24 protein-coding genes are annotated in these 24,634 nt (G+C 48.7%); 14 read left to right on the top strand and 10 right to left on the bottom strand.

Going from position 1 to position 24,634, the window contains the following annotated elements:
* Positions 1–26: 26 nt before the first annotated feature.
* Positions 27–1,121, bottom strand: a complete 1,095-nt coding sequence (locus tag ACFOE0_RS15085) for a GGDEF domain-containing protein (protein WP_248937247.1) — start codon at positions 1,119–1,121, stop codon at positions 27–29.
* Positions 1,122–1,464: 343 nt separating this feature from the next.
* Between ACFOE0_RS15085 and rfbD the strand changes: the two genes are divergently transcribed.
* Positions 1,465–2,334 (top strand): dTDP-4-dehydrorhamnose reductase, encoded by an 870-nt coding sequence (gene rfbD / locus ACFOE0_RS15080; RefSeq protein ID WP_248937246.1) that lies wholly within the window; start codon positions 1,465–1,467, stop codon positions 2,332–2,334.
* 4 nt (positions 2,335–2,338) lie between these two features.
* On the opposite strand, the gene ACFOE0_RS15075 is transcribed toward rfbD, so the two are convergent.
* The gene (locus tag ACFOE0_RS15075; protein WP_248937245.1) at positions 2,339–2,794 is read right to left on the bottom strand and encodes a hypothetical protein; all 456 of its coding nucleotides are present in this window, start codon (positions 2,792–2,794) and stop codon (positions 2,339–2,341) included.
* Positions 2,795–3,053: 259 nt separating this feature from the next.
* Here ACFOE0_RS15075 and ccoN point away from each other — a divergent pair, with 259 nt between their 5' ends.
* The 11 genes from ccoN to ttcA all read left to right on the top strand — a co-directional run bounded on the left by ccoN (position 3,054) and on the right by ttcA (position 13,090).
* Entirely contained in the window at positions 3,054–4,490 is a 1,437-nt protein-coding gene (gene ccoN, locus ACFOE0_RS15070; protein ID WP_248937244.1) for a cytochrome-c oxidase, cbb3-type subunit I, read from the top strand.
* Positions 4,491–4,502: 12 nt separating this feature from the next.
* Positions 4,503–5,108 (top strand): cytochrome-c oxidase, cbb3-type subunit II, encoded by a 606-nt coding sequence (ccoO, locus tag ACFOE0_RS15065; RefSeq protein ID WP_248937243.1) that lies wholly within the window; start codon positions 4,503–4,505, stop codon positions 5,106–5,108.
* A gap of 12 nt (positions 5,109–5,120) precedes the next feature.
* A complete protein-coding gene (locus tag ACFOE0_RS15060) occupies positions 5,121–5,297 on the top strand; it encodes a cbb3-type cytochrome oxidase subunit 3 (RefSeq protein ID WP_248937242.1) in 177 nt (58 codons plus the stop codon).
* Positions 5,294–6,283 (top strand): cytochrome-c oxidase, cbb3-type subunit III, encoded by a 990-nt coding sequence (gene ccoP / locus ACFOE0_RS15055; protein ID WP_248937241.1) that lies wholly within the window; start codon positions 5,294–5,296, stop codon positions 6,281–6,283. Before ACFOE0_RS15060 ends, ccoP begins: the two co-directional genes overlap by 4 nt.
* Before the next feature lie 114 nt (positions 6,284–6,397).
* Complete coding sequence (locus ACFOE0_RS15050) at positions 6,398–6,877, top strand: FixH family protein (RefSeq protein ID WP_248937240.1); 480 nt, start codon at positions 6,398–6,400, stop codon at positions 6,875–6,877.
* A gap of 5 nt (positions 6,878–6,882) precedes the next feature.
* Complete coding sequence (locus ACFOE0_RS15045; RefSeq protein ID WP_248937239.1) at positions 6,883–9,288, top strand: heavy metal translocating P-type ATPase; 2,406 nt, start codon at positions 6,883–6,885, stop codon at positions 9,286–9,288.
* Positions 9,285–9,506: a cbb3-type cytochrome oxidase assembly protein CcoS gene (gene ccoS, locus ACFOE0_RS15040; protein ID WP_248937238.1), complete on the top strand. Its 222-nt coding sequence runs from the start codon at positions 9,285–9,287 to the stop codon at positions 9,504–9,506. The genes ACFOE0_RS15045 and ccoS overlap by 4 nt, the downstream gene beginning before the upstream one ends.
* Position 9,507: 1 nt before the next feature.
* Positions 9,508–10,197 (top strand): sulfite exporter TauE/SafE family protein, encoded by a 690-nt coding sequence (locus tag ACFOE0_RS15035; RefSeq protein ID WP_248937237.1) that lies wholly within the window; start codon positions 9,508–9,510, stop codon positions 10,195–10,197.
* A gap of 56 nt (positions 10,198–10,253) precedes the next feature.
* Positions 10,254–11,006 carry an electron transport transcriptional regulator EtrA gene (etrA, locus tag ACFOE0_RS15030; RefSeq protein WP_115138797.1) on the top strand — a complete coding sequence of 251 codons (753 nt, stop codon included), beginning with the start codon at positions 10,254–10,256 and terminating at the stop codon, positions 11,004–11,006.
* Between the two features lie 90 nt (positions 11,007–11,096).
* Positions 11,097–12,029, top strand: a complete 933-nt coding sequence (gene uspE / locus ACFOE0_RS15025) for a universal stress protein UspE (RefSeq protein ID WP_248937236.1) — start codon at positions 11,097–11,099, stop codon at positions 12,027–12,029.
* A gap of 101 nt (positions 12,030–12,130) precedes the next feature.
* Positions 12,131–13,090 (top strand): tRNA 2-thiocytidine(32) synthetase TtcA, encoded by a 960-nt coding sequence (ttcA, locus tag ACFOE0_RS15020; protein ID WP_248937260.1) that lies wholly within the window; start codon positions 12,131–12,133, stop codon positions 13,088–13,090.
* Between the two features lie 67 nt (positions 13,091–13,157).
* On the opposite strand, the gene ACFOE0_RS15015 is transcribed toward ttcA, so the two are convergent.
* Positions 13,158–13,799 carry a DUF2987 domain-containing protein gene (locus ACFOE0_RS15015; RefSeq protein WP_248937235.1) on the bottom strand — a complete coding sequence of 214 codons (642 nt, stop codon included), beginning with the start codon at positions 13,797–13,799 and terminating at the stop codon, positions 13,158–13,160.
* A gap of 24 nt (positions 13,800–13,823) precedes the next feature.
* Positions 13,824–14,639 (bottom strand): glucosaminidase domain-containing protein, encoded by an 816-nt coding sequence (locus tag ACFOE0_RS15010; protein ID WP_248937234.1) that lies wholly within the window; start codon positions 14,637–14,639, stop codon positions 13,824–13,826.
* A 180-nt stretch (positions 14,640–14,819) separates the two neighbouring features.
* Here ACFOE0_RS15010 and yvcK point away from each other — a divergent pair, with 180 nt between their 5' ends.
* Positions 14,820–15,728 carry a uridine diphosphate-N-acetylglucosamine-binding protein YvcK gene (gene yvcK, locus ACFOE0_RS15005; protein WP_248937233.1) on the top strand — a complete coding sequence of 303 codons (909 nt, stop codon included), beginning with the start codon at positions 14,820–14,822 and terminating at the stop codon, positions 15,726–15,728.
* An 89-nt stretch (positions 15,729–15,817) separates the two neighbouring features.
* Here yvcK and ACFOE0_RS15000 read toward each other — a convergent pair whose 3' ends face one another.
* Together ACFOE0_RS15000 and ACFOE0_RS14995 are read right to left on the bottom strand one after the other, a co-directional pair.
* The gene (locus ACFOE0_RS15000; RefSeq protein WP_248937232.1) at positions 15,818–16,297 is read right to left on the bottom strand and encodes a LabA-like NYN domain-containing protein; all 480 of its coding nucleotides are present in this window, start codon (positions 16,295–16,297) and stop codon (positions 15,818–15,820) included.
* A 286-nt stretch (positions 16,298–16,583) separates the two neighbouring features.
* The gene (locus ACFOE0_RS14995) at positions 16,584–18,002 is read right to left on the bottom strand and encodes a tetratricopeptide repeat protein (RefSeq protein ID WP_248937231.1); all 1,419 of its coding nucleotides are present in this window, start codon (positions 18,000–18,002) and stop codon (positions 16,584–16,586) included.
* A gap of 709 nt (positions 18,003–18,711) precedes the next feature.
* Here ACFOE0_RS14995 and ACFOE0_RS14990 point away from each other — a divergent pair.
* Positions 18,712–19,227: a TIGR00645 family protein gene (locus tag ACFOE0_RS14990; RefSeq protein ID WP_248937230.1), complete on the top strand. Its 516-nt coding sequence runs from the start codon at positions 18,712–18,714 to the stop codon at positions 19,225–19,227.
* Between the two features lie 614 nt (positions 19,228–19,841).
* Here the strand turns inward: ACFOE0_RS14990 and ACFOE0_RS14985 are convergent.
* The 4 genes from ACFOE0_RS14985 to ACFOE0_RS14970 form a co-directional block, all read right to left on the bottom strand.
* Positions 19,842–20,612: a ribonuclease H1 domain-containing protein gene (locus tag ACFOE0_RS14985; RefSeq protein ID WP_248937229.1), complete on the bottom strand. Its 771-nt coding sequence runs from the start codon at positions 20,610–20,612 to the stop codon at positions 19,842–19,844.
* Between the two features lie 30 nt (positions 20,613–20,642).
* On the bottom strand, positions 20,643–21,050 hold the full coding sequence (locus tag ACFOE0_RS14980) for a type II toxin-antitoxin system RnlB family antitoxin (protein WP_248937228.1): 408 nt from the start codon (positions 21,048–21,050) through the stop codon (positions 20,643–20,645).
* 4 nt (positions 21,051–21,054) lie between these two features.
* Positions 21,055–22,086: a type II toxin-antitoxin system RnlA family toxin gene (locus tag ACFOE0_RS14975; RefSeq protein ID WP_248937227.1), complete on the bottom strand. Its 1,032-nt coding sequence runs from the start codon at positions 22,084–22,086 to the stop codon at positions 21,055–21,057.
* Between the two features lie 1,273 nt (positions 22,087–23,359).
* On the bottom strand, positions 23,360–24,553 hold the full coding sequence (locus ACFOE0_RS14970; protein WP_248937226.1) for an amino acid aminotransferase: 1,194 nt from the start codon (positions 24,551–24,553) through the stop codon (positions 23,360–23,362).
* Positions 24,554–24,634 lie beyond the last annotated feature (81 nt).

Raw genomic sequence — 24,634 nt, 5'->3', positions numbered from 1 at the left:
GACATCAACTGTCGGTTTTTTTATGTTTATGCCGGTTCAGCCCGTCGGTTATCTTTCGGTTTAACGGCAGCGGCTTGTTTCTCTATCCCTTTAACACAGTTACGACCCGATGATTTCGCCTGGTACAGGGCCTCATCAGCCCTCGCCATACAGTCATCGATTGAGTCATCAGTGCAAAAACTGCTCACACCAACAGAGACGCTGATACGGCCCAGTGATTGACGGTTCTCAGCACCAATACTGAGTTTTTTCTCATTGATGATCGCCCTGACCCCTTCAGCCACTGTCATAGCGATATTGAAATCAGTGTCAGGCAGAATAATCACAAACTCTTCGCCACCGTAACGGGCAACAAAGTCTGAGCTTCTCACCCCTTTTTTCAATAGTCTGCCCACATAGGCAATCACTTTATCTCCTGTTTGATGGCCATAGGTATCGTTTACTTTTTTAAAGAAATCTATGTCCACCACCATCATTGAAAATGATTTATCACCTTGGTTGGCACCGTTGAACACTTGTTGCATCTGGTGATCAAATGCTCTGCGGTTGAATAGCGTCGTCAGTGGATCTGTCATTACTTCATTCTGTAAAGACTCCATCTCATTACGCAGCTCATTCACCTCTTTATCCATCTGCGAAAGACTGGCAGCCATTCCCTTATTTTTTTGCATAACCTGAGTAAGTTCAGACCCCAAACCTTCAATCAATTCGGCCAGAGTGGCTTCGGTAGGATTATCCTGAAGTTGGTCGCTATAGCTACTCAGCACATCAGAAAAATCCGCTGTGCCCTGGCTTATCTGTCGTATCTTATTAATTAACCCAGAGATCAAAGATTGTGTTTCGGACTGAACCGAACACAGCTTTTCTGCATCTCCGGGCTCACCCAAAAACTCTTTAAACAATCTGTCATTGGTGGAAGAGGTAAAACTGGTTCCGGCATTCAGCAGCTTGTCGATCTCCAGCTTGAGTAAAGGATTTGTTCCCAAACAATACTCATACCAGACGGCATAATTCACCGGTGTAACGGCAATATCCAGTGCAGTCATTTTAGGAACGGCCTGACGCAGGATCTTAATAGAGAGTTCCCTGTCATCCCCTGAAGTACGTGACTCTATTTTCATTGCTATAATAACCCCGTCATTTGGCTTTTATTATTGACTCAGTTTGGGTGGAAAACCATCGCCACAAATACTCACCCAAACCTGGTTACAACCTTGTAACAAAGTGTACCGCAAGACCCCTTATCCTGTCTCGCCTGATTGCATGACATTTATTGATCTTTAAATCTGACATCTCAGGAAATTATTTCGTGGCATTTATATAAAGCTTCGCTTCAACCAAACACCAGCCCATCTCTCAGTATGCAGTGTTTCTCAGCTGAATTTTGTGATTAAACGACAATCCTGATTGCCCAAAGGTAAGGATTTGACTAATCTTCGACTTTTCCCCTTTAGATTCATTTCTATGTCACTTCGCATTGCTGTCATCGGCAGACATGGTCAACTGGCCTGTTCCCTTCGAAAAACACAACCGAGCCACATCAGTTGTATATATGTAGGGCGTGACGAGATAGATCTCTTTAATCTTGCTGAGTTGGAAAAAACACTTGCTGATATAGATATCGTTATTAATACCGCTGCCTATACCTCCGTCGACCAGGCAGAAACTGACAAAGATGGCGCTGAAACCCTGAACCATATTGCGGCAGAACATCTGGCACAAACAGCAACTAAAATCGGATATAGGCTAATACACTTGTCAACCGACTATGTGTTCAGCGGGATCCCGGGTAAGCCCTGGACGACCATGGACAAGCCTGAACCTTTATCCGTTTATGGAAAGAGCAAATACGCCGGTGAGCAGGCAGTCATTCGGTCAGGAGTACAAGCCGCTATAATCCGAACCAGCTGGTTATATTCTGATACAGGCAATAATTTTGTTAACACCATGCTGAGGCTGCTAAATAACAAACACTCACTTTCCGTAGTCAATGATCAGCTTGGCTCCCCTACCAGCGCAACCAATCTATCTGCCTTTATCTGGGCAATGTGCCAAATTGAGTATTGGCCTCAAATAATCCATTTCCGTGATCAGGGGGTCACCACCTGGTTTGAGTTCGCACAGGAAATTCAGCGTCAGGCGAGTGAAATTGGCATTCTCGATAGTCACTGTAATCTCATGCCCATCTCTACTGATGAGTATGGTGGCCCTGCGCCCCGACCATTAAATAGCGTACTGGATATGAGTGACACCCCAGATCTAGTGGAGCAACATAGCTGGCAGTTCGCTTTATCTGAAGTGCTCCATAGAATAAAACACCGGGGTGAAGGCTGAACGACTAACCTTCAGCATCCGCTAAAAAGTCAAACCAAACATACTTTTGTTCGCCCTGATGAACAAACCCAACTGTAGCCCGCCACACCATATAACCAGATGAACATGAACCAAAGATCATCTGTCCACTGAAACTTCCATCATCGGCGGGCTCGATATTTACCGGTATCACTCCCATAAACATATCCCTGCCTTCAAGTTTCATGGTGACATCCGACACAGGTACATTAGTGGTAATTTTTACATCAATTGGTCGCTCACTTGGTGCAAAATCAGGCATTAAGATTAGATTAATGTTTATTTCACCGCTTTCAGCGTTACAATAGCCCGCACCAAAGTCACACAAAGTTTTATCAACCTCACCACCCGGTGAAACCTGCACTTTGGCTTGTTCACAACCCAAGATCGAACCGGTTAATAAAACCATCAAAAACAGTAAAGTAAACGTGTTATTGCGCACAATTTACGCCTCCGTTAGCCAAGTGTCACCATTCTGTTCTTAAATTTGATCCAGATCAAACACATCAGCTTGTCTCTTATATCTTTTTTGACGTAGCTCAAGTATCATTGCGGTGCTTGGTGACTAATCTCAAATTACTGATCAAGCGTATTGACAATGACATGGTTTTCCGCACAGGAAAGCTATAATTGTCAAGATTTCAGGTGAGGCTCAGCCTTAAACATTAAAAAAAGTAAAAGTAATAAGCAGTGGAAGCAATATGATGAACCATTCCCAGCCAGTCGGCGCTGATTACAATTACACCGTTGTTCGGCAATTCGCCCTGACAACTGTCCTGTGGGGCATTGTTGGTATGGCAGTCGGTGTATTGATTGCGGCTCAGTTAATCTGGCCACAGCTGAACTTTGATACCCCTTGGTTGACCTATAGCCGCTTGCGGCCTCTGCACACCAATGCGGTAATCTTTGCATTCGGCACTTCAGCGCTTTTCGCAACCTCCTACTATGTAGTTCAACGTACCTGTCAAACCCGACTGTTTGCGCCCAAATTGGCCGCATTCACTTTCTGGGGTTGGCAAGCCATTATTCTGTCAGCCGCCATCACCCTGCCTCTGGGTATTACCAGTGGTAAGGAATACGCTGAGCTGGAATGGCCGATCGATATCGCTATCACCGTGGTATGGGTGTCCTACGCCATTGTGTTCTTCGGTACCATAGTTAAACGTAAAACCTCCCACATCTATGTGGCCAACTGGTTCTTTGGTGCCTTCATTATTACCGTTGCAGTCCTGCACATAGTTAACTCCATGGCAATGCCAGTGAATATGTTCAAGTCATACTCACTGTATGCAGGTGCTGTCGATGCCATGGTGCAATGGTGGTATGGTCACAATGCCGTAGGCTTCCTGCTGACAGCTGGCTTCCTGGGTATGATGTATTACTTCGTTCCCAAGCAGGCTGGTCGTCCGGTTTACTCTTACCGTCTGTCAATCGTGCACTTCTGGGCACTGATCGCCCTGTATATCTGGGCAGGTCCTCACCACTTGCACTACACCGCGCTGCCTGACTGGACTCAGTCTCTGGGTATGGTGATGTCGCTGATCCTGTTTGCTCCATCCTGGGGCGGCATGATTAACGGTATTATGACACTGTCAGGTGCATGGCATAAGCTGCGTACTGACCCTGTACTGCGCTTCCTGGTTGTATCTCTGTCCTTCTACGGTATGTCTACCTTCGAAGGTCCTATGATGGCGATCAAGACAGTTAACGCTCTGTCTCACTACACCGACTGGACCGTAGGTCACGTGCACTCTGGTGCTCTGGGTTGGGTAGCCATGGTTTCTATCGGTTCTCTGTACCACCTGATCCCAGTACTGTTCGGTCATGGTCGTATGTACTCTACCTCTCTGGTTAACGTCCACTTCTGGTTGGCAACCGTAGGTACTGTGCTGTACATCGTGTCCATGTGGATCTCTGGTGTTATGCAGGGTCTGATGTGGCGTGCAGTTAACTCTGACGGCACCCTGACCTACAGCTTCGTAGAAAGCCTGGAAGCCTCTTATCCGTTCTACTTCGTTCGCTTCCTGGGCGGCTGTTTCTTCGTAGCCGGTATGCTGGTTATGGCTTACAACGTATTCCGTACTGTGAAGGCACCTAAAGATTCACTGCCTTCACTGACTGAAGCCAAAGCTGCATAAGGAGTGATACCGATGAAATTTAATCATGAGATTGTCGAGAAAAACATCGGTCTGCTGGGCATCTTCATCGTACTGGTAATCAGTATCGGTGGCCTGGTGCAGATCACTCCTCTGCTGTTCCAAAAGGAAACCACAGAGCCTGTTGAGGGTCTGCGTCCGTATACAGCGTTGGAACTGGAAGGTCGTGACATCTACATCCGTGAAGGTTGCTACAACTGTCACAGCCAGATGATTCGTCCACTGCGTGCTGAAACTGAGCGCTATGGTCACTACTCTGTCGCCGGTGAGTCGGTGTGGGATCACCCATTCCAGTGGGGCTCCAAGCGTACAGGTCCTGATCTGGCCCGTGTAGGCGGCCGTTACAGCGACCAGTGGCACGAAGTTCACCTGATTGACCCACGTGCAGTGGTACCTCAATCCAACATGCCTGGTTATCCATGGCTGGCTGAAAATGTTCTGACCGGTGACGAAACCGCTGCCAAGATGGAGATTTTCAAGGGATTCGGTGTGCCATACACAGATGAAGATATCGCAGGTGCCAAGCAAGCCGTTGAAGGTAAAACTGAAATGGAAGCTATCATCGCGTATCTGCAGTCACTGGGACACGCACTCAAGTAAGGAGGCAACTATATGGATTACGGCACATTACATGGAATTATCACCGTCATTGTAATGCTGACCTTCGTCGGTATATTTGCTTGGGCGTACAGCAGCCGCCGTAAAAAGCAATTTGACGAGGCTGCTAACCTGGTTTTCGCCGATGACGATAACCAGGTACTGAAGGACTCAGGAGAACAAAAGCAATGAGTAGCTTCTGGAGTATTTGGATCACAGTACTTACCCTGCTGGTGATCGTTGGATGTGTTTTCCTGCTGGTCGTGTGTAACCGCAACGACACCGGCATCAAGGAAGGCGAATCCATGGGGCACAGCTTCGATGGTATCGAAGAGATGAACAATCCCCTGCCGAAGTGGTGGAACTATATGTTCTACGTCACTATCGTGTTTGGCATTATCTACCTGCTCCTGTATCCGGGACTGGGTAACTTTAAAGGCCTGCTGGGCTGGACAAGTGCCAACCAAAGCGTGACCACCATCGCCGAGTCAAAGGCAGCTTTCGAGAAATCAGAAGCGGCTTACGCCAGTGAACAAGGCGACGGCAGCTTCGTACAGTATGACCGCGAGGTTATTCAGGCCAATGAACGTTTCGATCCTATCTTCGATGCCTTCGCCGAAACTCCGCTGGAAGAGTTGGTGAAAAACGAAGATGCATTGAAAGTCGGTGGTCGTCTGTACCTGCAAAACTGTGCTCAATGCCATGGCTCTGATGCCCGTGGCGGCAAAGGCTTCCCTAACCTGACCGACAACGCCTGGTTGTGGGGCGGCGAGCTGGCCGAGATTAAAACCTCTATCATGAATGGCCGTAACGGCATGATGATGCCGAAAGGGGGTCTGCCAATCGAAGATGGCGAAATCAACGGTCTGGCTGAGTATGTGGTTAGTCTGTCCGGTCGTGACCACGATGCGGCTCTGGCAGCCAAAGGTCAGGCGTCCTTTATGAAAGGATGTTTCGCCTGTCACGGTATGGACGGCAGCGGTAACAAGATGCTGGGTGCGCCTAACCTGAAAGATAACGCCTGGCTATACGGCGGCAGCCGCATGGCAATTGCTGAAAGTATCCAACTGGGTCGTAGCGGCGTAATGCCAGCCTGGAAAGATATTCTGGGTGAAAAGAAGGTTCACGTTATCTCTGCTTATGTTTACAGCTTGTCTCAGAAAGACGAAAGCAAGTAAATCATTAGCTTGAATCAAGGCCCCGCAGTCAAACGGGGCCTTTTTTTTAAGTGCCAAGCGGCACACATAACGGTAAAATACGTTCCATAAGAACGACTAAAAATGGAAGTCAAGATGTCCGATATACAACCCTGGTACAAGCAGTTCTGGCCCTGGTTTCTTATTATCCTTCCCCTGTGCGCCGTGGTCGCCAGTATCAACATGCTGATGATCGCGCTCGACACTAAAGACTCGGTGGTCGCCGAGGACTATTACAAAAAGGGCAAAGCCATCAATATGGACCTACGCAAGAACAAATATGCCAAACAGCTGGGCATGCAGTTCTCTGTTGAAGTTGACGGCAATACCCTGCTGATTACTCAACATGGTGGCCCTGAGTACCGTACAGGCCTGAATGTTGAGCTTTACCACCCTACTCTTGCAGAACGTGACTACAAAGTGATGGCGACCGCAGATCCATCCGGCGTGTATCGGGTATCTCCCCCAGAAGAGTTAAACGGCCACTGGGAAGTGCGTTTGGAGAGTTTCGACAGTAAGTGGCGCCTGCACAAAAGGCTGGAACTCAAGAATAACTCTCAACACTGGCTGAACTGATCCCCATGAGCGCGACCCTTTGTTTTCACTGCAATGAGCCAGTGCTTTGCGGTGATGAATTCGTTACCACTATCAATGGCAAGCCGGAGGTGATGTGTTGCCCTGGCTGTCAGGCTGTCTCCCAGGCCATTATCGACGCAGGCCTGACCAACTATTACAAATACCGCACCGAGCCTGGAAAACGCCAGAATGCGCTGGTGCCGGAAGAGTTAAGTGCATTCAGCGCCTACGATCTCGACGAAGTTCAGTCTGATTTCGTTCATCAGGAGGGGGATGTCAGTGAAGTGTCGCTGACACTGGATGGTATCTCCTGCGCAGCCTGTGCCTGGTTAATCGAGCATAAACTGCAACACCTGAAAGGGATTCGCCGCGTATCTGTGAATACCACAACCCACAGAACCCTTATCCATTATGTAAAGGCTGAGCTCAAGCTCAGCGATATTCTGCAGGCCATCGCCAGAATCGGCTATCAGGCAGCCCCTTATCAGGTTGATGAGGAAGAGGTGCGATCCAAGCGCGAGGGCCGCAGATTTCTAATCCGCCTTGGCCTGGCGGGATTTGCCACTATGCAGGTAATGATGTTTGCTCTGGCCCTGTATTCCGGCTATTTCACCGATCTGGAACAGGAGTTCCGTGACTATTTCCGCTGGGTGAGTCTGATTTTTGCGGCGCCTGTTGTATTTTACTCTGCAGCTCCTTTCTACTTCAGCGCCATCCGCTCCATGTTAATGGGGCGGGTCAATATGGATGTAGCCGTATCCATCGCCATTTGTGGCGCCTATATCGCCAGCTGTATCGCCACAATTGACGGATCCGGTGAGGTCTATTTTGAATCCGTCACCATGTTCACCTTCTTCCTGCTGCTGGGACGTTACTTTGAGCAAAATGCACTTCAAAAAGCGTCCGTCAGCGCCAGTAACCTGCACAAATTGGTGCCATTGACCGCAAGGCGTGTCCTGAATGGAGAGATTGAAGAGATCCCCGCCAAGCAGCTTAAACTGGGTGACATTATTCAGGTTCGTCCCGGGGAGACCCTGGCCGCTGATGGCGTTGTTGTTGCGGGCCACTCCAGCGCCAATGAATCTATGTTGACCGGCGAGCAAGCCCCAATAGAGAAGATGGAAGCAAGCCAGGTGTTTGCCGGCACCATCAATGTGGATCAACCCCTTGAGGTGGAAGTTACCGCTCTGGGTCAGGATCAACTGGTATCTAAAATCATCCGGCTGCAGGAATCCGCTTCCCATGCCAAACCTAAAATTGCAGAAACTGCGACGCGACTGTCGGGCATTTTCTCCAGTGTCATTCTGGCCATCGCTGCCCTCACCTATCTGGTCTGGTATTTCTACCGGCCTGAAGATGCTTTCTGGGTCACCCTGTCAGTATTGGTTGCAACCTGCCCCTGTGCGCTGGCATTGGCCACTCCTACAGCCGTGACCTGTGCAACCGCTCAGCTCACCAAACTCGGCATCATAGTGCGTAAATCCAGCGTGTTTGAGGTGCTGCCTCTGGTCGACCATGTGGTGTTCGATAAGACCGGCACCCTGACGCTGGGTGAGCTGAGAATAAAAGCGGTCAATACAGTCGATGAGAGCAAACAATCTGAGCTGCTCAATATTATCGCTCATCTGGAGCAAGGCTCTATTCATCCCATTGCCAAAGCATTCTCTCCCTACCAGGCGCATTCGTTGGGTATGTTTCAGATAAAACACCATGTTGCTCAGGGCGTCTCTGGTTGGGTTGGAGACCAGGAATACCGGGTTGGCCACTTCGATTTTGCCTGCCATCAGGCCCAGATCCCGGCCTGGCATATCGCCGACCCCGACTGCCAGGAAGTGTGGCTGTCGGTCGACAAACAGCCGCTGGTCTGTGTGATGTTGGAAGATGCTATTCGTGAGGACAGTAAACAAACTATTGCTGCACTCAAATCCCGGGATATCAAGGTCAGTATTGCCAGTGGTGACAGATCGGCTCAGGTGCAAAAACTAGCAGCCCTCCTTGAGGTGGAACACGTCCATGCGGCCATGCAACCAAAAGATAAACTGGATTATGTTCAGTCTTTGCAGCAAAACAGTAAGGTGGTGATGTTTGGAGATGGCATCAATGACGCTCCTGTGCTGGCGGGCGCTGATCTCTCTGTCGCTATGGGCAGTGGTACCGCTATCGCCAAAAACAGTGCAGACACGATATTGCTTGGCGACCACCTTTATCGCTTTGTACAGGCGCTGAATATTGCCAAAAGCACTCATAAAATCATCTACCAAAACCTCTATTGGGCGTTGGGATATAACCTGCTTATCCTGCCTCTGGCGGTTACGGGCCACGTATATCCCTATATCGCCGCTTTGGGTATGTCAGCCAGCTCGCTGATAGTAGTTTCCAACAGCCTTCGTCTTCTGAGGATGCGTCCATGAGCATTATTTATATCCTGATCCCTATTGCCATGCTGTTTGTGTGTATCGCTTTTGCGATCTTCTTTTGGGCTGTAAAAAACGACCAGTTTGAAGATTTGGAACGTCACAGCACCTCGATTCTGTTCGATGAGGATGAGCCGCCAAAACCGTCCACGACTGATGAGGGCAGCGCGCAGTTCAAAGAGAATACTCAAAGTCCAGACAGGGATAAGCACTGACATGGATTATTCTCTGGGCGCGGCCTTTATCGTGGGACTGATGGGAGCCGGTCACTGCTTTGGCATGTGTGGTGGCCTGGTGGGCGCCCTGTCCAGTCAGATCCCCCTGGACCCAAAGCGCAATCAGTTGGCACAGATCCTCAGTTATCAGTTCAGCTATAATGGAGGTCGCATCGTCAGCTATGTGCTCGCTGGCGTTCTTTGTGGTGCCCTGGCGGGCGGCATCGGCATCTTGTTTGCCGTCGACAACTATCTGATAGTCCTGCGCCTGTTTGCAGGGATTATGATGATACTGACCGGCCTCTACATCGCCAGACTCTGGTTCGGACTGCTTAAAATCGAGGCTGTTGGCAAACGGGTGTGGAAACATATCCAGCCCCTGGCGCAGAAGTTTGTCCCGGTGAAGTCACCATTGCAGGCTGTTTTAGCGGGTATGTTGTGGGGTTGGCTGCCCTGCGGCTTGGTCTATAGTATGCTGACATGGGCAGTAGCCAGTGCCGACCCACTTCAGGGCGGCCTGATTATGGCGGCGTTTGGCCTTGGCACCCTGCCCGCACTTATTGGTGCTGGTGTTGCCACCAAGAATTTGGCACTATGGCTTCAACACAAAGCTGTTAGAATAATCAGTGGATTAGCGTTAATTGGCATGGGAATTCAAACCATTGCCGTGGGACTGGGACAGCTTGGCTAGCTCAGTATGGTCAATATGGTTTACCATATGCCGGTTAAACAAGTTTGGGTATTAGTATGACAGTAGAACAAAGCAAACATCGCCGTCCCGCAATCGGTGGATGTGCCATTCATTGCCATGATTGCAGTATGGGTGCTTTGTGTATCCCCTTCACGCTGAACAACCAGGAGTTGGATCAGCTGGATGAGATTATCGAGCGGAAAAAACCTATTCAGAAAGGGGAGCAGATTTTTAAATCCGGCGACCCACTCAAATCTCTGTTTGCCATCCGCAGTGGCACAGTCAAGAGCTACACCATTACCGAGCAGGGTGATGAGCAGATTACCGGTTTCCATCTGGCTGGTGATGTGATCGGATTCGACGGTATTCATGGTCAGGAGCATCAGAGCTTTGCTCAGGCGCTGGAAACCGCCATGGTATGTGAAATCCCATTTAACACCCTGGATGAACTGGCTGGCAGCATGCCTAAACTGCGTCAGCAAATCATGCGCTTGATGAGTACAGAGATTGTCAGTGATCAGGAGATGATCCTGCTGCTTTCCAAAAAGAATGCTGAAGAACGCCTGGCTGCCTTCATCAGCAATCTGGCCAATCGCTACTCCAACCGCGGCTTCTCTGCCCGTGAATTCCGCCTCACCATGACACGTGGTGACATAGGCAACTATCTTGGTCTGACCGTTGAAACCATCAGCCGTCTGCTTGGACGCTTCCAAAAAGCCGGCATGATTGAGGTCAAGGGTAAGTACATCACCATAGTAGACTTTGAACAGCTGAATCAGCTGGCGGGGAATAATCGTATCGCCCGCTAATCAAATTGGTTCTGGTTTTGATTCAGCGCAAAGCCAGAACCTCAAACCCGTCTCATGATAGAGCTAACATGTTGAGATAAGGAATGCATTATGAGGGAATATCAGAAGCTCCTTGTGGTCATAGATCCGACCACTGACGACCAGGCCGCATTAGCCAGAGCCGTTGAACTGGCGGAGCACAGTCAGGCCGCCATCACAGTTTTCCTCTCCATCTTTGATCTCTCCTATGAGATGACATCCATCCTCTCCAGTCAGGAGCGGGAAGCTATGCGTCAGGGAGTAATAGATCAACGTACTGCCTGGTTGCAGGATATTATCGCGCCCTATCAAAGTCGTGGTCTCGCGATTGAAACCAAAGTCATCTGGCACAACCGTCCGTTTGAGAGCATCATTCAGTATGCCATTGAGGGCGATTACCACCTGATTGTAAAAGCGACCCACGAACACGACAAACTTAAGGCCGTTATCTTTACACCAACCGATTGGCACCTGCTGCGTAAAGCGCCCATGCCTGTCCTGATGGTGAAAGAGCATGACTGGTCCAAAAACGGTAAAATTCTTTGTGCCGTCAATGTGGCTACCGAAGATGCTGACCATGATTCTCTTAACGAAAAAATCATTAAGCATGGATTGGATCTGGCCAAAAAATTCAGCGCCGAATTACATCTGGTGAACGGCTATCCGGGCACACCGGTTAACCTGGCCATCGAACTGCCCGACTTTGACGCCAACAATTTCACCGCGTCTGTCAAAATGCAACATGAGCAGCGGGTAGATTACCTGGCTGAATCTTTCGGTATCGACCCGGCCAACTGCCACGTTAAAGAGGGACTGCCCGAAGACGTCATCCCAGAACTGGCAGCCGAGTTGGATGCTGAGCTGGTTATTCTGGGCACCATAGGTCGTACCGCACTCTCAGCCGCCCTGATAGGCAATACCGCAGAACATGTCATTGATAGCTTGAACTGCGACCTGTTAGCCATAAAGCCAGCGGGATACAAGTCACCACTGGAAACAGAATAAGCTGACATAGGGGCATCACTCTTTACCCCGCCCCCTTAAGCTGGAATAATACGCGCCCTGTCACTTAGGAGTCACCGGGCGCTTTTTTTATGTCTGTAGAAATGCCACAAGAATCAATTCAAGAGCTGTCGGAAGACGGCTTGACCAAGAAACAAATTACCCGCATGAACAAGCTTCAGAAGCGCCTGCGTCGTGAAGTAGGCAGTGCCATTGCCGACTACAACATGATTGAAGAAGGCGATCGGGTAATGTGCTGCCTGTCCGGCGGTAAAGACAGCTATGCCATGCTGGATATCCTGTTGAATCTGCAGCAGCGCGCGCCTATCAAATTTGAATTGGTGGCTGTCAACCTGGACCAGAAGCAGCCTGGCTTCCCTGAAGACATTCTGCCGGCTTATCTGGACTCTCTGGGTGTGGCTTACCATATCCTGGAAAAAGACACCTACTCCATCGTTAAAGACAAGATCCCGGAAGGCAAAACCACCTGTTCTCTGTGCTCTCGTCTGCGTCGTGGCACCTTGTATGGTTTCGCCCAAAAGATTGGCGCCACCAAGATCGCGCTGGGTCACCACAGAGACGACATCATTGAGACCCTGTTCCTGAACATGTTCTTCGGTGGCAAGATGAAGGCGATGCCCCCAAAACTGCTGTCTGATGATGGTGCGAACCTGGTTATCCGTCCGCTGGCCTACAGCCGTGAGAAAGATATCGCTGAATATGCTGAGCTCAAGCAGTTCCCTATCATCCCGTGTAATCTGTGTGGCTCTCAGGAAAACCTGAAGCGCAAAGCGGTAAAAGATATGCTGGTGAGCTGGGACAAGCAGTTCCCCGGCCGTATTGAAACCATTTTTACCGCCATGCAAAACACAGCGCCATCTCAGGGTGTCGACCGCGAACAGTTTGATTTCGTTAGCCTGAAGCGCGACCCGAATGCCAAGCCATCCGGTGAAGTCGCTGAAGCAGATCTGCCTGCCTTTGACTTTATGGATGCTGCCAATTCAGGCCATATTGACCTGGATGCTGCTACCCGTATCGACGTAGTGAATACCTATACGCCATAAGCTTACGCTTAACAGATATAAAAAAAGCCCGCATCAAGCGGGCTTTTTAATGTCATGGATTCCAACGCTATTCAACCCAGGGGCTGATCACTTGCGGTACTGCAGAGAATGTCAGGCTCTTCGACTGTTCAATCTGCTCGGCGGATAACGACCAGTTACCACTGACGGTAAACTCCTCATAGCCCTTGTCCTGTTCAAGCACTACCCGGGTATCCGCAGGCAAGGTGAACCTCAGCCCCTGAATCGCATCGTGGAAGTATTTCATCGGGAAGCCCTTCATCGCCCCCTGCATCTCATCCATCTCGCTGTATATCTGCTTCAGCGTTGCCTGATCATATTCTGCCTTTGGCGACTTTGCCCGGATCTGCACCGCCAGGCCACAATTGGCTGACTCACCATCCACCTGCAAATTCACCAGGGCCCGCTGCTGCTTCAGCTCAACATCATAAGGCAGATACAAGCGCTGCGCCTTGGTAAAAGATAAAGGGACAGTCCTTCTCTCGGTACTGATATTGGCCTTTTCAATTTTACATCCCTGGGTCTGGGGCACAGAGAATGTCAGTTCAATGAGCTGATAGTTTTCCTTGTGCATCACCTTCATGCGGGAATAAAAATCCTCATAGCGCAGCGATACTTCACCGGCAATCAGATTGGATGAAACAAATACAGAACCCAGCAACGCGAGGCTGGAGAGGCGAGTGAACCGCATAAAACACTTCCCGGATAATTATTATTAGTTATTGGCAATAAGAAATGACTTGTTGTGCTGCAACATCTGCAATAGCTCTTCAATATAGGCTTCTTTACGCTCGGAATAACTCATCAGGCCCCAAACAAGTTCTTCTGCCTGAGGCTCCTTGCCCTGAGCACGAACATCGGCACGGATAGCACGAAACATATCGTAGGCGCCGTTGGAGTTCAGATTACGCAGATAAGCAGCAACAGAGTCTTCAACGGTATCGAATTTAGCCACTTCGTGACTAAGACCTTCAGTACGTGAAAGAGGCACCAAACCGCAACCCTTACGGAAGCACCATTGGCCAAAGAAGTTCAGTCCCTCACGGGCGAAGCGGGAGCTCCCCCAGCCTGTCTCGTTGGCTGCCTGAATCAGTACCATATTTTCAGGTACAGTATCGACTCGTCTCAGCAGTTCAGTAATGGCATCACCATCGATCACCCTGGGGTTAAACTGATACTTCTGCGCAATCTCACCGATACGATAACGCTCGGCATCTGACAGAGTATGATCCAGACTGAAGTGGGCATTGACGGTTTGCAGGAAATCTCTTTCCTTTGCAATCAGTGCATTCTGAGCGCGGATCATGGGACGCAGGAAATCGAAAAAAGCCTGCTTCTTTTCACGCACATCCGCAATAGCAGAAAAGTCCGGTAATTTTGGAGCCTCAGGTGGTAATGGGTTTTTCAACAGCTGAGCGCTGTTAACTGAAATCTCTTTGCCCACGGGTAACAATGCAACACGTAACCCATAAATGGAGACAATCACCAAGGCAAAAGCCAGCACCAATTTTCCAATTCGACCTGTTTTCAATCAACTACCTATTTAAAATCACAGTATTACCGCAAAGGTAACATAAAAACGAATCGCGCATTATAAGTTATCAAACCCCTTTCACAAATTTTCTCCCTCAAACTCCGCCAAAATCATGTAAACTTACCGGGATTTATTCGGGGAATAGTTAAACCCTTCAAATAAGCATCAGGATGACAAATGCTTTCACAAAATATGGAACAACAACTTGCCGGTAAGTCACGGGTAGTGGCAATCGGCGGAGGCCACGGATTGGGCCGGGTGCTTTCAAGCCTTTCATTTCTGGGCGAAGGTCTTACCGGAATTGTGGCAACCACAGATAATGGTGGCTCAACCGGACGTCTTCGTGAGACAGAAGACTGCATCGCCTGGGGAGATTTGCGTAACTGCCTGTCTCAGGTCGCCACCAGACCCTCTATCGGTTCCCTGCTGTTTGAATACAGATTCAGCGGAGATACTCCTATCGGTGGCCATAACCTGGGGAATCTGATGTTATTGGCACTGGATCAGTTGTGCGTACGGCCACTTGAAGCCGTTAACCTGATCCGCAATATGCTGAATATCAAGCCCAGAATCATTCCCATGTCTGAGCAACCAACCCACCTGCTGGCCCTGTCCAAGGAAGGCGAGCAAATCGTTGGTGAGCTCAATGTAGATGCCATGGAAACCCCGCCCCAGTCATTGCAACTTTCACCTCAGGTGAATGCGACCTGTGAAGCTTGCGAAGCGATACGTAATGCGGAAGTGATTTTGCTGGGCCCGGGCAGCTTCTATACCAGCCTGATGCCTGTATTGCTGACCGATGGCGTACGCAGTGCGCTGGAGCAAAGTCAGGCCAAAGTGGTGTTTATCGACAATATTGATGCAGAGCAGTCTCCCGCATCTCAACTTAGCCTGCAGCAACGCCTGGACTTTTGCCAGAGTGCTCTGGGGCTTAGCCTGGTGGACCATGTAGTGTGTCATGGAGATGAATCACGTGACGATGGCATATTCCATTATAGGCCGATGAACTCCAGTTATCAGCCTGGACGTCACGACACCAAGGCGCTGGCCAGTGCACTGGAAGATATTCTCTCAAACGCTCGATAAACAAAATGCCCAGCATAGAGTCTGGGCATTTTGCTATTTGATACAGTACCTGCTTAGTGCTTAGGTGTACCGCCAGCGGCGCAACACAGCTATTTTGACAATAATAAGTCTCCTGCTATCGGCACATAGCAGGATGATGCATTAATCAAGGACGCCGCGGTTAAGCCATCAACACCATAAACTTCGACTTGAGTGCCAAAGTCGCCCACCAGTTTTTTGGCCAGCAAGTCGAAGTCTCCGTCGCCACTGGCCAGCACCAACACATCAGACTCTCTGCCGAGCTCCATGGCATCTATGGTAATTCCCACATCCCAATCACACTTGGACGAACCATCAACCCTTTGAATATAGGGTTTTAACTTCACCTCAAACCCTATTGCGCGCAATATATTCTGAAATTGCTGCTGCTTGGGATCGCCACGGTCGCTGGCATAGGCGATCGCTTTTACCACTTCCCTGTCTGTGGTCGTGCTTCGCCAAAACTCGTTGTAGTCAAAGGAGCGCCCAAACGCTTGCCGGGTGGTGTAATAGATATTCTGTACATCGACAAGAATGGTAACTTTTTGCATGAACGCCCTTATCGTGATTTCGCTAACAAACTTGGCGGGAATATTCGAAAACAGACTCAGTTTCATAGAGTGCTGATTGGCATACATCATACTGGATTGCTGACACCACTGCTTTGAAGATTGAGTGTAAGCGTAAGTAAAACACTCAGAGAATCACGCACGTTGCCACAAGAGTAGTGAGCAGAACAAATAAACAATACGAATATGGGGACCAACTACAAGCCTTTCCGCCCCCCTTTATATTCTTCAACTTCCAGAGCGACAATGCCTATCATCATAGCGCCACTCAACGGGATTCAGAGCACACCTCATAGTCAGTTTCAACACATCGGCGAACGAGCTCCTCAACCTGTTCTAACTCAGATTCAGTCAGAGCATTAAACCGTAAATGTGCATTTACCCGGCCGTAAGCATACATATCACCAGCTGGCCTGTTGGATTCTGAGATTATGCGCCACATGTTCGCTGTCAACCAGTTTCGCTCTACGACCTCTCCCTCCAAATACATTAGTGCGAGATTCCATTGGGCTGGACTTAACCCCTGATGAGCCGCTTGTTGGAACCAATCGAATGCTTTTGCTGGGTTCCCCAAATACAGTTTTTGACCCATTGTGTTCTGGGCCCACGCATAGCCTTGGTTAGCAGACTTTTCATACCAAAAATAAGCTTGGTCATGCTTCCATGAATCGCGCATGTTATCGTCATAATAATGTTTCATATAAAGGTTTCCGTAGTAATATTGATACTCGGCGTCCCCTTGCTCCGCCAACAATATAATCCGCTCCTTTTTCGCTCCAACGTGTCCCAATTTAGTCGCCTTGGTGAAGTGGTATTCGGCTTTTTCGAGATCCGCCTCAATGACTTTACCAAATCTATATATCAGGCCAATTCGATAATCAGCTTCCGCAAAACCCTGCTCAGCTGAACGAGCGTAATAGCTTAACGCTTCTTGTATCTTTCCTTCTCTCTCAAGCTCTGTTGCTACCATATATTCCGCATATGGCTGCCCCTGCTGGGCAGCTTTATTCATCAACTCCATTGCCAAACTATGGTTTGGTCGCGTTAACTTACCTTCAAGATATACAACCCCGAGCCAATACTGGGCATCCGGATTACCCTGCTCAGCAGCTTCTTTATAGTAATCAAAACTCTCCTCTCCGTTTTTTGCCAGTTTAGGGTTTGCATCGAGTAACTTTGCCAACTGATAGTTAGCGTTACTGCCCCCATTTTTCGCCGCTCGACGAAACCAAGCCGCTGCGGTTCTCTGGTCCGGGCTAATTTCTAATCCATCAATGCGTAAACCGTCCAGGTATATTTGTCCCATCTTTGTTTGTGCTTCCCAACTCCCGTTGTCACAGGCCTTCTTTAACCAGTTAAAACTATTTATTCCATGCTCTGGAACTTGGGAGGATTGGTACTTGCGGTCGTAATACTGTGAAACCTGAAACTCTGCGTGAGCATTACCGCTGTCTGCAGATTTCTGGAACCACAGCTGAGCCTCCTCGGGGTCACTCGTTACCCCCTGTCCTCTCAATAACAATAGGCCCAGCTGATATTGCGCTTCACTGTCACCCTGTTCAGCCAACAACCTGGTCGTCGAGTAATCCGGAATTGCTGTGCTGGAATCAGAATCTTCCCAGACGAACCAAACTACTGCCACACTAAGAATGAGGAAAAAAAGGAACTCGACACCTGTGTATTTCATTTGAAAAATAACCCCTATACTTCGTAGTCATTTAAGTGCCGATATACGCCAGTTCGATATGCACTCGCATAACAGTCTCTTGTCGACGGATTCACCATCCCGGACAAGGATTAATCAATGGGATAGGTTCGGGGCTCATCACTGAATAAGCAACACTACTTTTATACAGAAATAGATGGTCGTTTATGAACTTTAGAATAATTTTTCAACCTGTAGCACCCACAAAGGCCTGGAAAAGTAAGTATTCTGTTGGAATTTCGGTTACCAACCCACCTCGCCAATAGCACCCTGGCAAAGGGTTCACGTCAGCCGGTTCTCTTAACCCTATTGCGGTAACCGACCTGCACTGTGAATACCAAGTACGAACACAATCAAAACCTGCAGCTATTGGCAGTACTTAGTACTGGTTTCCAGTGCAACACCAAAGCCCCTTCCGATGCTCTGCGATATACAGTGGTGGCAAGACACAGTAGATTAAAGTGAAAAGTCCAACGCTCACTAGAGTCACTCCAGAACAGGTCATTTCCTGGTTCATCAACTGAAGGCGCGACCTCAAGCCCAGTTAAGCTCGAAAACAGTAAGCATGGGTAACCATATGATTGTTTCGCATCATGATTTACACATCAATGGCTATCAACTAGAATGCGCCGCACCGACAGTTCGGTAAGTTTCTTTTCCTGTTTTTTGCCCAATGAGCTAACTGACAACGATGAAACGTCTGGAAAATCACTTCGAAAAATTGCTGTTCAATTCTCGCTGGCTGCTGGCGCCGTTTTTCTTCGGCCTGGTGATCGCCATTGGCGTACTGTTTCTTAAGTTTGGTAAAGAGCTACTCAACCTCTTTGCCATAGTATTTATTGGCGGCGAAGGCCACCCCATCCTCAGCATACTTACCCTGGTGGACACTGCGCTGTTGGCCAGCTTATTGCTCATCATTGCCTTTAGCGGTTATGAGAACTTCGTGTCCAAGTTTGGCCCGACAGATCATGAAGACAGACCCGCATGGATGGGTAGTGTTGGTTTTGCCGATCTGAAACTCAAACTTATCGGTGCCATCGTCGCCATTTCCAGCGTCGAGCTGTTAAAAACCTTTTTGGATACCGACAACTTTTCAAGCGACGTGCTGGCCTGGAAGGTAGGCATCCACCTGACCTTCGTCACCTCCGGCGTACTGTTTGCCCTGACCGACTTCATCGCCAGCAAATCCAAAGGCGCTAAGAAGTAACAGTGCCAGCCTTAATGCTTTAACGCTGAGTAGCATTTAAGCTTATTCGGACAAGCTCTGCTTGGCAGAACATCGAAGCCTTCCAGGCTTCACCCAGGTCAGGGGTATTGCTTGTCCAATACCCCTAACAACCCCAAGGACACCCCAACCGAAGTTGTCACCCATCGTGAGTAGCTTGCAATGGACGCAAGAAGTGTCGATTCACCGTCCATGGCTCAGCGACACTTACGCTGTCATCCATGACAGCGTCCGCTATTTCAACCTAATCCCTCCGGCAACTTCAGACGGGGACTCAGTGCAATCTTCAACTTTCGTGTATCCAGCTAAGGGGCAAAATCGTGCTAGCCACATTAAGGTGTCCCAGTAAGACTCTGGGCTCCCTGCTTATTGCGCCGCGCTAACTTAGCACAATGCGGATTAACTTATGGATGGAAGTTCTAACTGCGTACCCAAATTTTTTGACTATTAGAGTGGTTGCCGAGAAAGCCTTGCTAGCACTTCACAAGGGGAGAAATCACCTATTCCGTTGTGGGCTGAGGGCTACTTATTTCTATCTAGCCGGGAAGGTCGAATTGAATAAGAAACGAATATTTCCTGCCCCAAGTGAACAGCTTTTAGCCAGCCCTTAAGGCCAGAATTTCGTCTATATCTAAGGATTCTCTATATAGACTCAGAGACTTTTCTTGGTTCGCAATTGCAAGAACAGACATTCTGTCAGCGAGCTCGTTTCCTTCAATGCCAACGTGGCCGTTGACGTGGAAAATTGAAATATGATCCTTTAGCTCTTTATAGAGAAAGTAAATTTCCTTGATCAACTCAAGATTCTTAATCTCACCTCCGGACTTTATCCAGCCTCGCTTGTACCATCCATCCGCCCACTTGGTTATGCAGTCGATGGAGTATTTTGAGTCACTAAAAATTGCTACAGGTGAGTGGTAGGTCAGCTTTTCTTTTGCTAACAAAATAGCTTGATGTAACCCATTTAGTTCGGCGGTATTGTTTGTTCCTTGTGGGTGGTAAATGCCATACCACAACTCTTTCAAAACGTTGTCTTCATAAACCACCAATCCGGAACCCGCCTCCCCAGGGTTCGGCTCACAAGCACCGTCAGTGAAAATTTTCACCGTAAAAGGCAAGACGGTGATTTCCTCCTGGGAAAGTGACTTGGATTCCTTTTCAGGCTTGGTGGTTGTCGCAGCCGCTTTTGGCTTTTGAACTATTGTCTTTCGTGGATTCTGGCTGAATGCTGATTCAGCCTCAACCAATGTTGGAAATGACTTAAATCTTGCACCCGGGAACTTATCAACCTGCTTCTTGCATTCTGTCCAGGTATTGAAGATGCCTTTTTCCCTACCTTGCCAGACGACATAGTACTTCTTTGTCACAGATACAGCCCTAAAGAGTAGTAATTACAGTTAAGCCCCAATACAGCGGCTTTTGACAGTTGTGTATCGATGTTCAGCCATTCCTTTTTTGACCAGGAATTTTTGAGGTTTAGAGAGAATTGCATTCTTGGACACCAGGTTGTAGTTGTCTCTATAAAATGCTGAAGACATACTCGAGATTTCACTACAAATGCTGGTCATGGTTCTGAAAGAAGACACGACAAATCGTCTGCCATCAAACTCGGCAGAAAAGTAGCGGTCTTCCTTCAACCCATTACTTAACAGCAGGTCAAAAACAACTTTCCCTTCATATTCAAGCGTTTGCAATTCATTCTCAAGCTCGGATATGTAGTCGTCCGGGCGGCAGAAGTCTGTAGACATACTGACGTATGTATACTTATAGCCGTTTAGCTTTAGAAGTTTGAAGTGCTTTTCCATAATCTTATGCCACTATTTTGGCGCAACTCTCCTCGATAAGGCTCAATGATCTGTCGATAATCTGTTGCGCTTCTTCTTGGGTCAATACCCTTGTTGTTGCTATTGTCGCGTCTACATGAAATAAGCCATGGCGTTCTTGACACCAATAAGAGTAGCATAATTCAACGGCTTGAATCACTAATGGGCAGCCAATTAACGTCCTTTTGCTGTCAATTATGCGATAATTTCCACCCGTTCCGTCAATGATGTCACCAAAAGTTTTCCCTACTGTAACCCCTTTGGCTGCAAGCAGCTGTTTCATATAGCCCTCCAGCCCACGGAGTACTGGCATGGCGAAAGAAGTGTAATCTTCAAGGTCGATTGCCAGCTTGTTTAGCGCAAGTGCAGGGCTAATAATTGACCGGATTTTTTCCTCTAGGTATCCGTAAGCATGTGGAAGTCGACTTTCCAGCTCGCCTTTGACAACTCTCGGTTCAATCTTTACTTCGACCTGTTTAAGTTGAGATTTGACGAATTCTTCATATGGCAGCAATTCGCTCAGAATTTCAATCAAATCTTCGTATAGTGATAGTGGCTTGCCCTGTATCTGAAGGTTTGATCTACGTGTGAAGTATTTTAGAACAAGCTGATTCCCACAGCGACCTGTAAGTTTAAACTGCTCTCCCCCCGGAATTTGTTTTTGCTCCATCAACTGAGCATCGCATTCTTCCTGCAAGTATTCCATGGTTGCTTGGAAATCTTCTTCAGTAATCGGTATGAATAGCTCAACGCTTTTTTTGTCATTGTATAAACAGTTAGCAATGATCAGGTCGGCTAGTTTAGCTCCCAAGTCTTTATTGTTGTTATCAGGTGAAATGGTGGTTGTACCATCGATATTGAAATAGAAGATCATTCTTGCAGATTGCCCGTCTTCCATTGTTATGACGTAATGGTATGCATTGCGTCCTTTCAGTTCGGGTTCGTTAACTACGTGGCAGTGCTCGGCGAAGGTGTCAAATATGAGACTCCTGTTAATATTTTTTTTGCTGTATGACATGCTGTTTTACCAATATCCTTGTTGATGCATTACCCTTAACATTTCGAGTTAAAGCTAATATTCTATCGCAATGTGGCATTCGAATTAGCACCAGTTTAGGGTGTGCCGGAATTCCATACTGCATAGTGAAACTAACTCGAACTCATCGCAGCGCGATCTTACCACTACACGAATAAAATCATCAAGTTAGGTGACGTTAATGATTAGGTAAAAGTTTATTATCGGGCCTTGGTCTTTGGCTGTGAAAATATATGCTGATACGGCCAGACTAATGGGGATTGTAGGTTCGATCGCTCTAGAAAGCATTTTGCTAACTCATAAAGGGACATAAATGACTCGGAGGGATACATCACTCTCAGCGTGGCGGCCAGAGGCCTTCGGGGAGCGTTAGCGGAATGAAATTCTTCATTCCGCTAACGCTCCCCCATCCGAAGTTGCCGGAGGGAAATGGCTGCAACAGCAAGCTCTGTCATGGCCATTCACGGACATCCTGCCCTCCACGGCATTCATATATCCTATATATCAGATGACAGAGCAGCCATCGCTGATACATGGGCGAGTGTTGCGTAGCGACTGGCTTACGAGCGTGAGGCAAGGAACGCCGAGCTGGGAAGGAAGTACAGGGAAGTGCTTCGTGGAATCGATTGCGGTTGCGTAATTGAAGTCATTTTACGATGGATCACAGCTTCGGTTGGGGCGGCAAGGGAGATGCAAAGGGCGAATGCTTGCCTACGGCAAGCGAGTTTATGAGCGCGAACCAATGATGGTGAGCTTGCCGTTAAACATGGATGTTGTTAGAAGCTGTTGATCCCCTCTTGCCCCGTGTGGGTGGAACCCACGACGTTCTATCGCCTGCAAGGCAATTAGCTTGCCATGCCGCAGGCAACTTTGGGGCAATTCCGAGCTGAAGGGATACACCCCTTCCCCATCGGAAACGCCGATAGGTGTTGGATAAAATGATGTGAGCGAGACAGGGACGTCGAGCTAGCTTCAGTCGAATCATGGACGAGCGTCTGAAGCGGTAGTCAATTTAATCCATAAGCCGGAGGGGCTTTCGTTTCCGTCTGGGGCTGCAGGGGGTTTGCAAAGGGGGCGAAGCCGCCTAGTCCCCTTTGCCCGGGTGTGGGCTGGAAGCCCGCGACGTTTAGGCAAGCGCAGCTTGCCTAATCTAACCGCAAACCACTGAACGCAATCAGCAACAACTTAGTCCCCAGAAAAACAAAAAGCTATGCAGAGTCACCTCTACATAGCTTTGCTAATCTGAAGCCTCAGATTACAAAACAGCTGCAATCGCCTTACAGATTACCGGCATATTGGATTTAGTCATGCCAGCGACGCTGATACGACCTGAGCCCACGATATATACACCGAACTCATCCTTCAGACGGGCAACCTGATCTTTATTCAGACCAGAGAAGCTGAACATGCCGTTCTGAGTAGATATAAAGCTGAAGTCCTGAGTCACACCGGCAGCAGCCAGGCTATCAACAAACAAAGTACGCATTTCAGCAATACGCTCACGCATTTCTGTCAGCTCAGCTTCCCACTCAGCGCGCAGAGTTTCATCACCCAGAATGGTGCTTACAATCAGGGCACCGTGAGCTGGCGGGTTGGAGTAACTGGCACGAATAGTACGCTTAACCTGGCTGAACGCCTTGTCCTTGGTCTCAGTGTCAGCAGCAACCACAGTCACTGCGCCGATACGCTCATTGTAGAGACCAAAGTTCTTGGAGAAGGAGCTGGCAACCAGCATCTCTGGTACCATCGCAGCGACAATACGCAGGCCCTGTGCATCTTCTTCAATACCGGCGCCAAAGCCCTGGTACGCGAAATCGAACAATGGCACCAGACCTTTGTCACGGCACAGTTCGCCGATTTGCTGCCACTGCTCGGTTGTTGGGTCGATACCGGTTGGGTTATGGCAGCAACCGTGCAGCAGTACCAAATCACCCTGCTCAGCGGTGGCCAGATCAGCCATCATGGCGTCAAAGTCCATACCATGATCTTCAGCGCGATAGTAAGTGTACTCTTTAACCTGCAGGCCAGCAGTTTCAAATACGTTCTGATGGTTTGCCCAGGTTGGGTTACTCACCCAGATAGTGCGTGACTGGGTATTGCTCATCACAAATTCACTGGCAATACGCAGTGCGCCTGTGCCACCTGGCGCCTGAGATGCCTGCGCACGGTTTTGAGCAATCAGCTCACTGCCTTTGCCAAACAGCAGCTCAAGTACGGCCTGGTTGTATGCCTGAACACCGTCAATTCCCAGATAGTTTTTGGTTTTTTCCTGCTCCAGCAAACGAGCTTCAGCCTGCTTTACGCTGCGCAGCACCGGCGTTTCACCGGCCTCGTCCTTGTAGATACCCACGCCAAGGTTAACTTTGCCGCTGCGGGCATCGGCTTCAAATGCTTCGGTAAGACCAAGGATAGGGTCGGCGGGCGCCTGAGTGACCTGAGAAAAAATCATGTGACGGGTTCCTGAATTTATTAACTATTTCGTAGGGAGACTGGATATTAGCATAGTGCCAATTTTGGAGAACGGCTTAAA

The sequence above is a fragment of the Shewanella submarina genome (assembly GCF_042646185.1).
Lineage (GTDB): Bacteria > Pseudomonadota > Gammaproteobacteria > Enterobacterales > Shewanellaceae > Shewanella > Shewanella corallii.
Note: the sequence above shows the minus strand (reverse complement) of the source record. Positions and strands in the feature narration are given on the sequence as shown.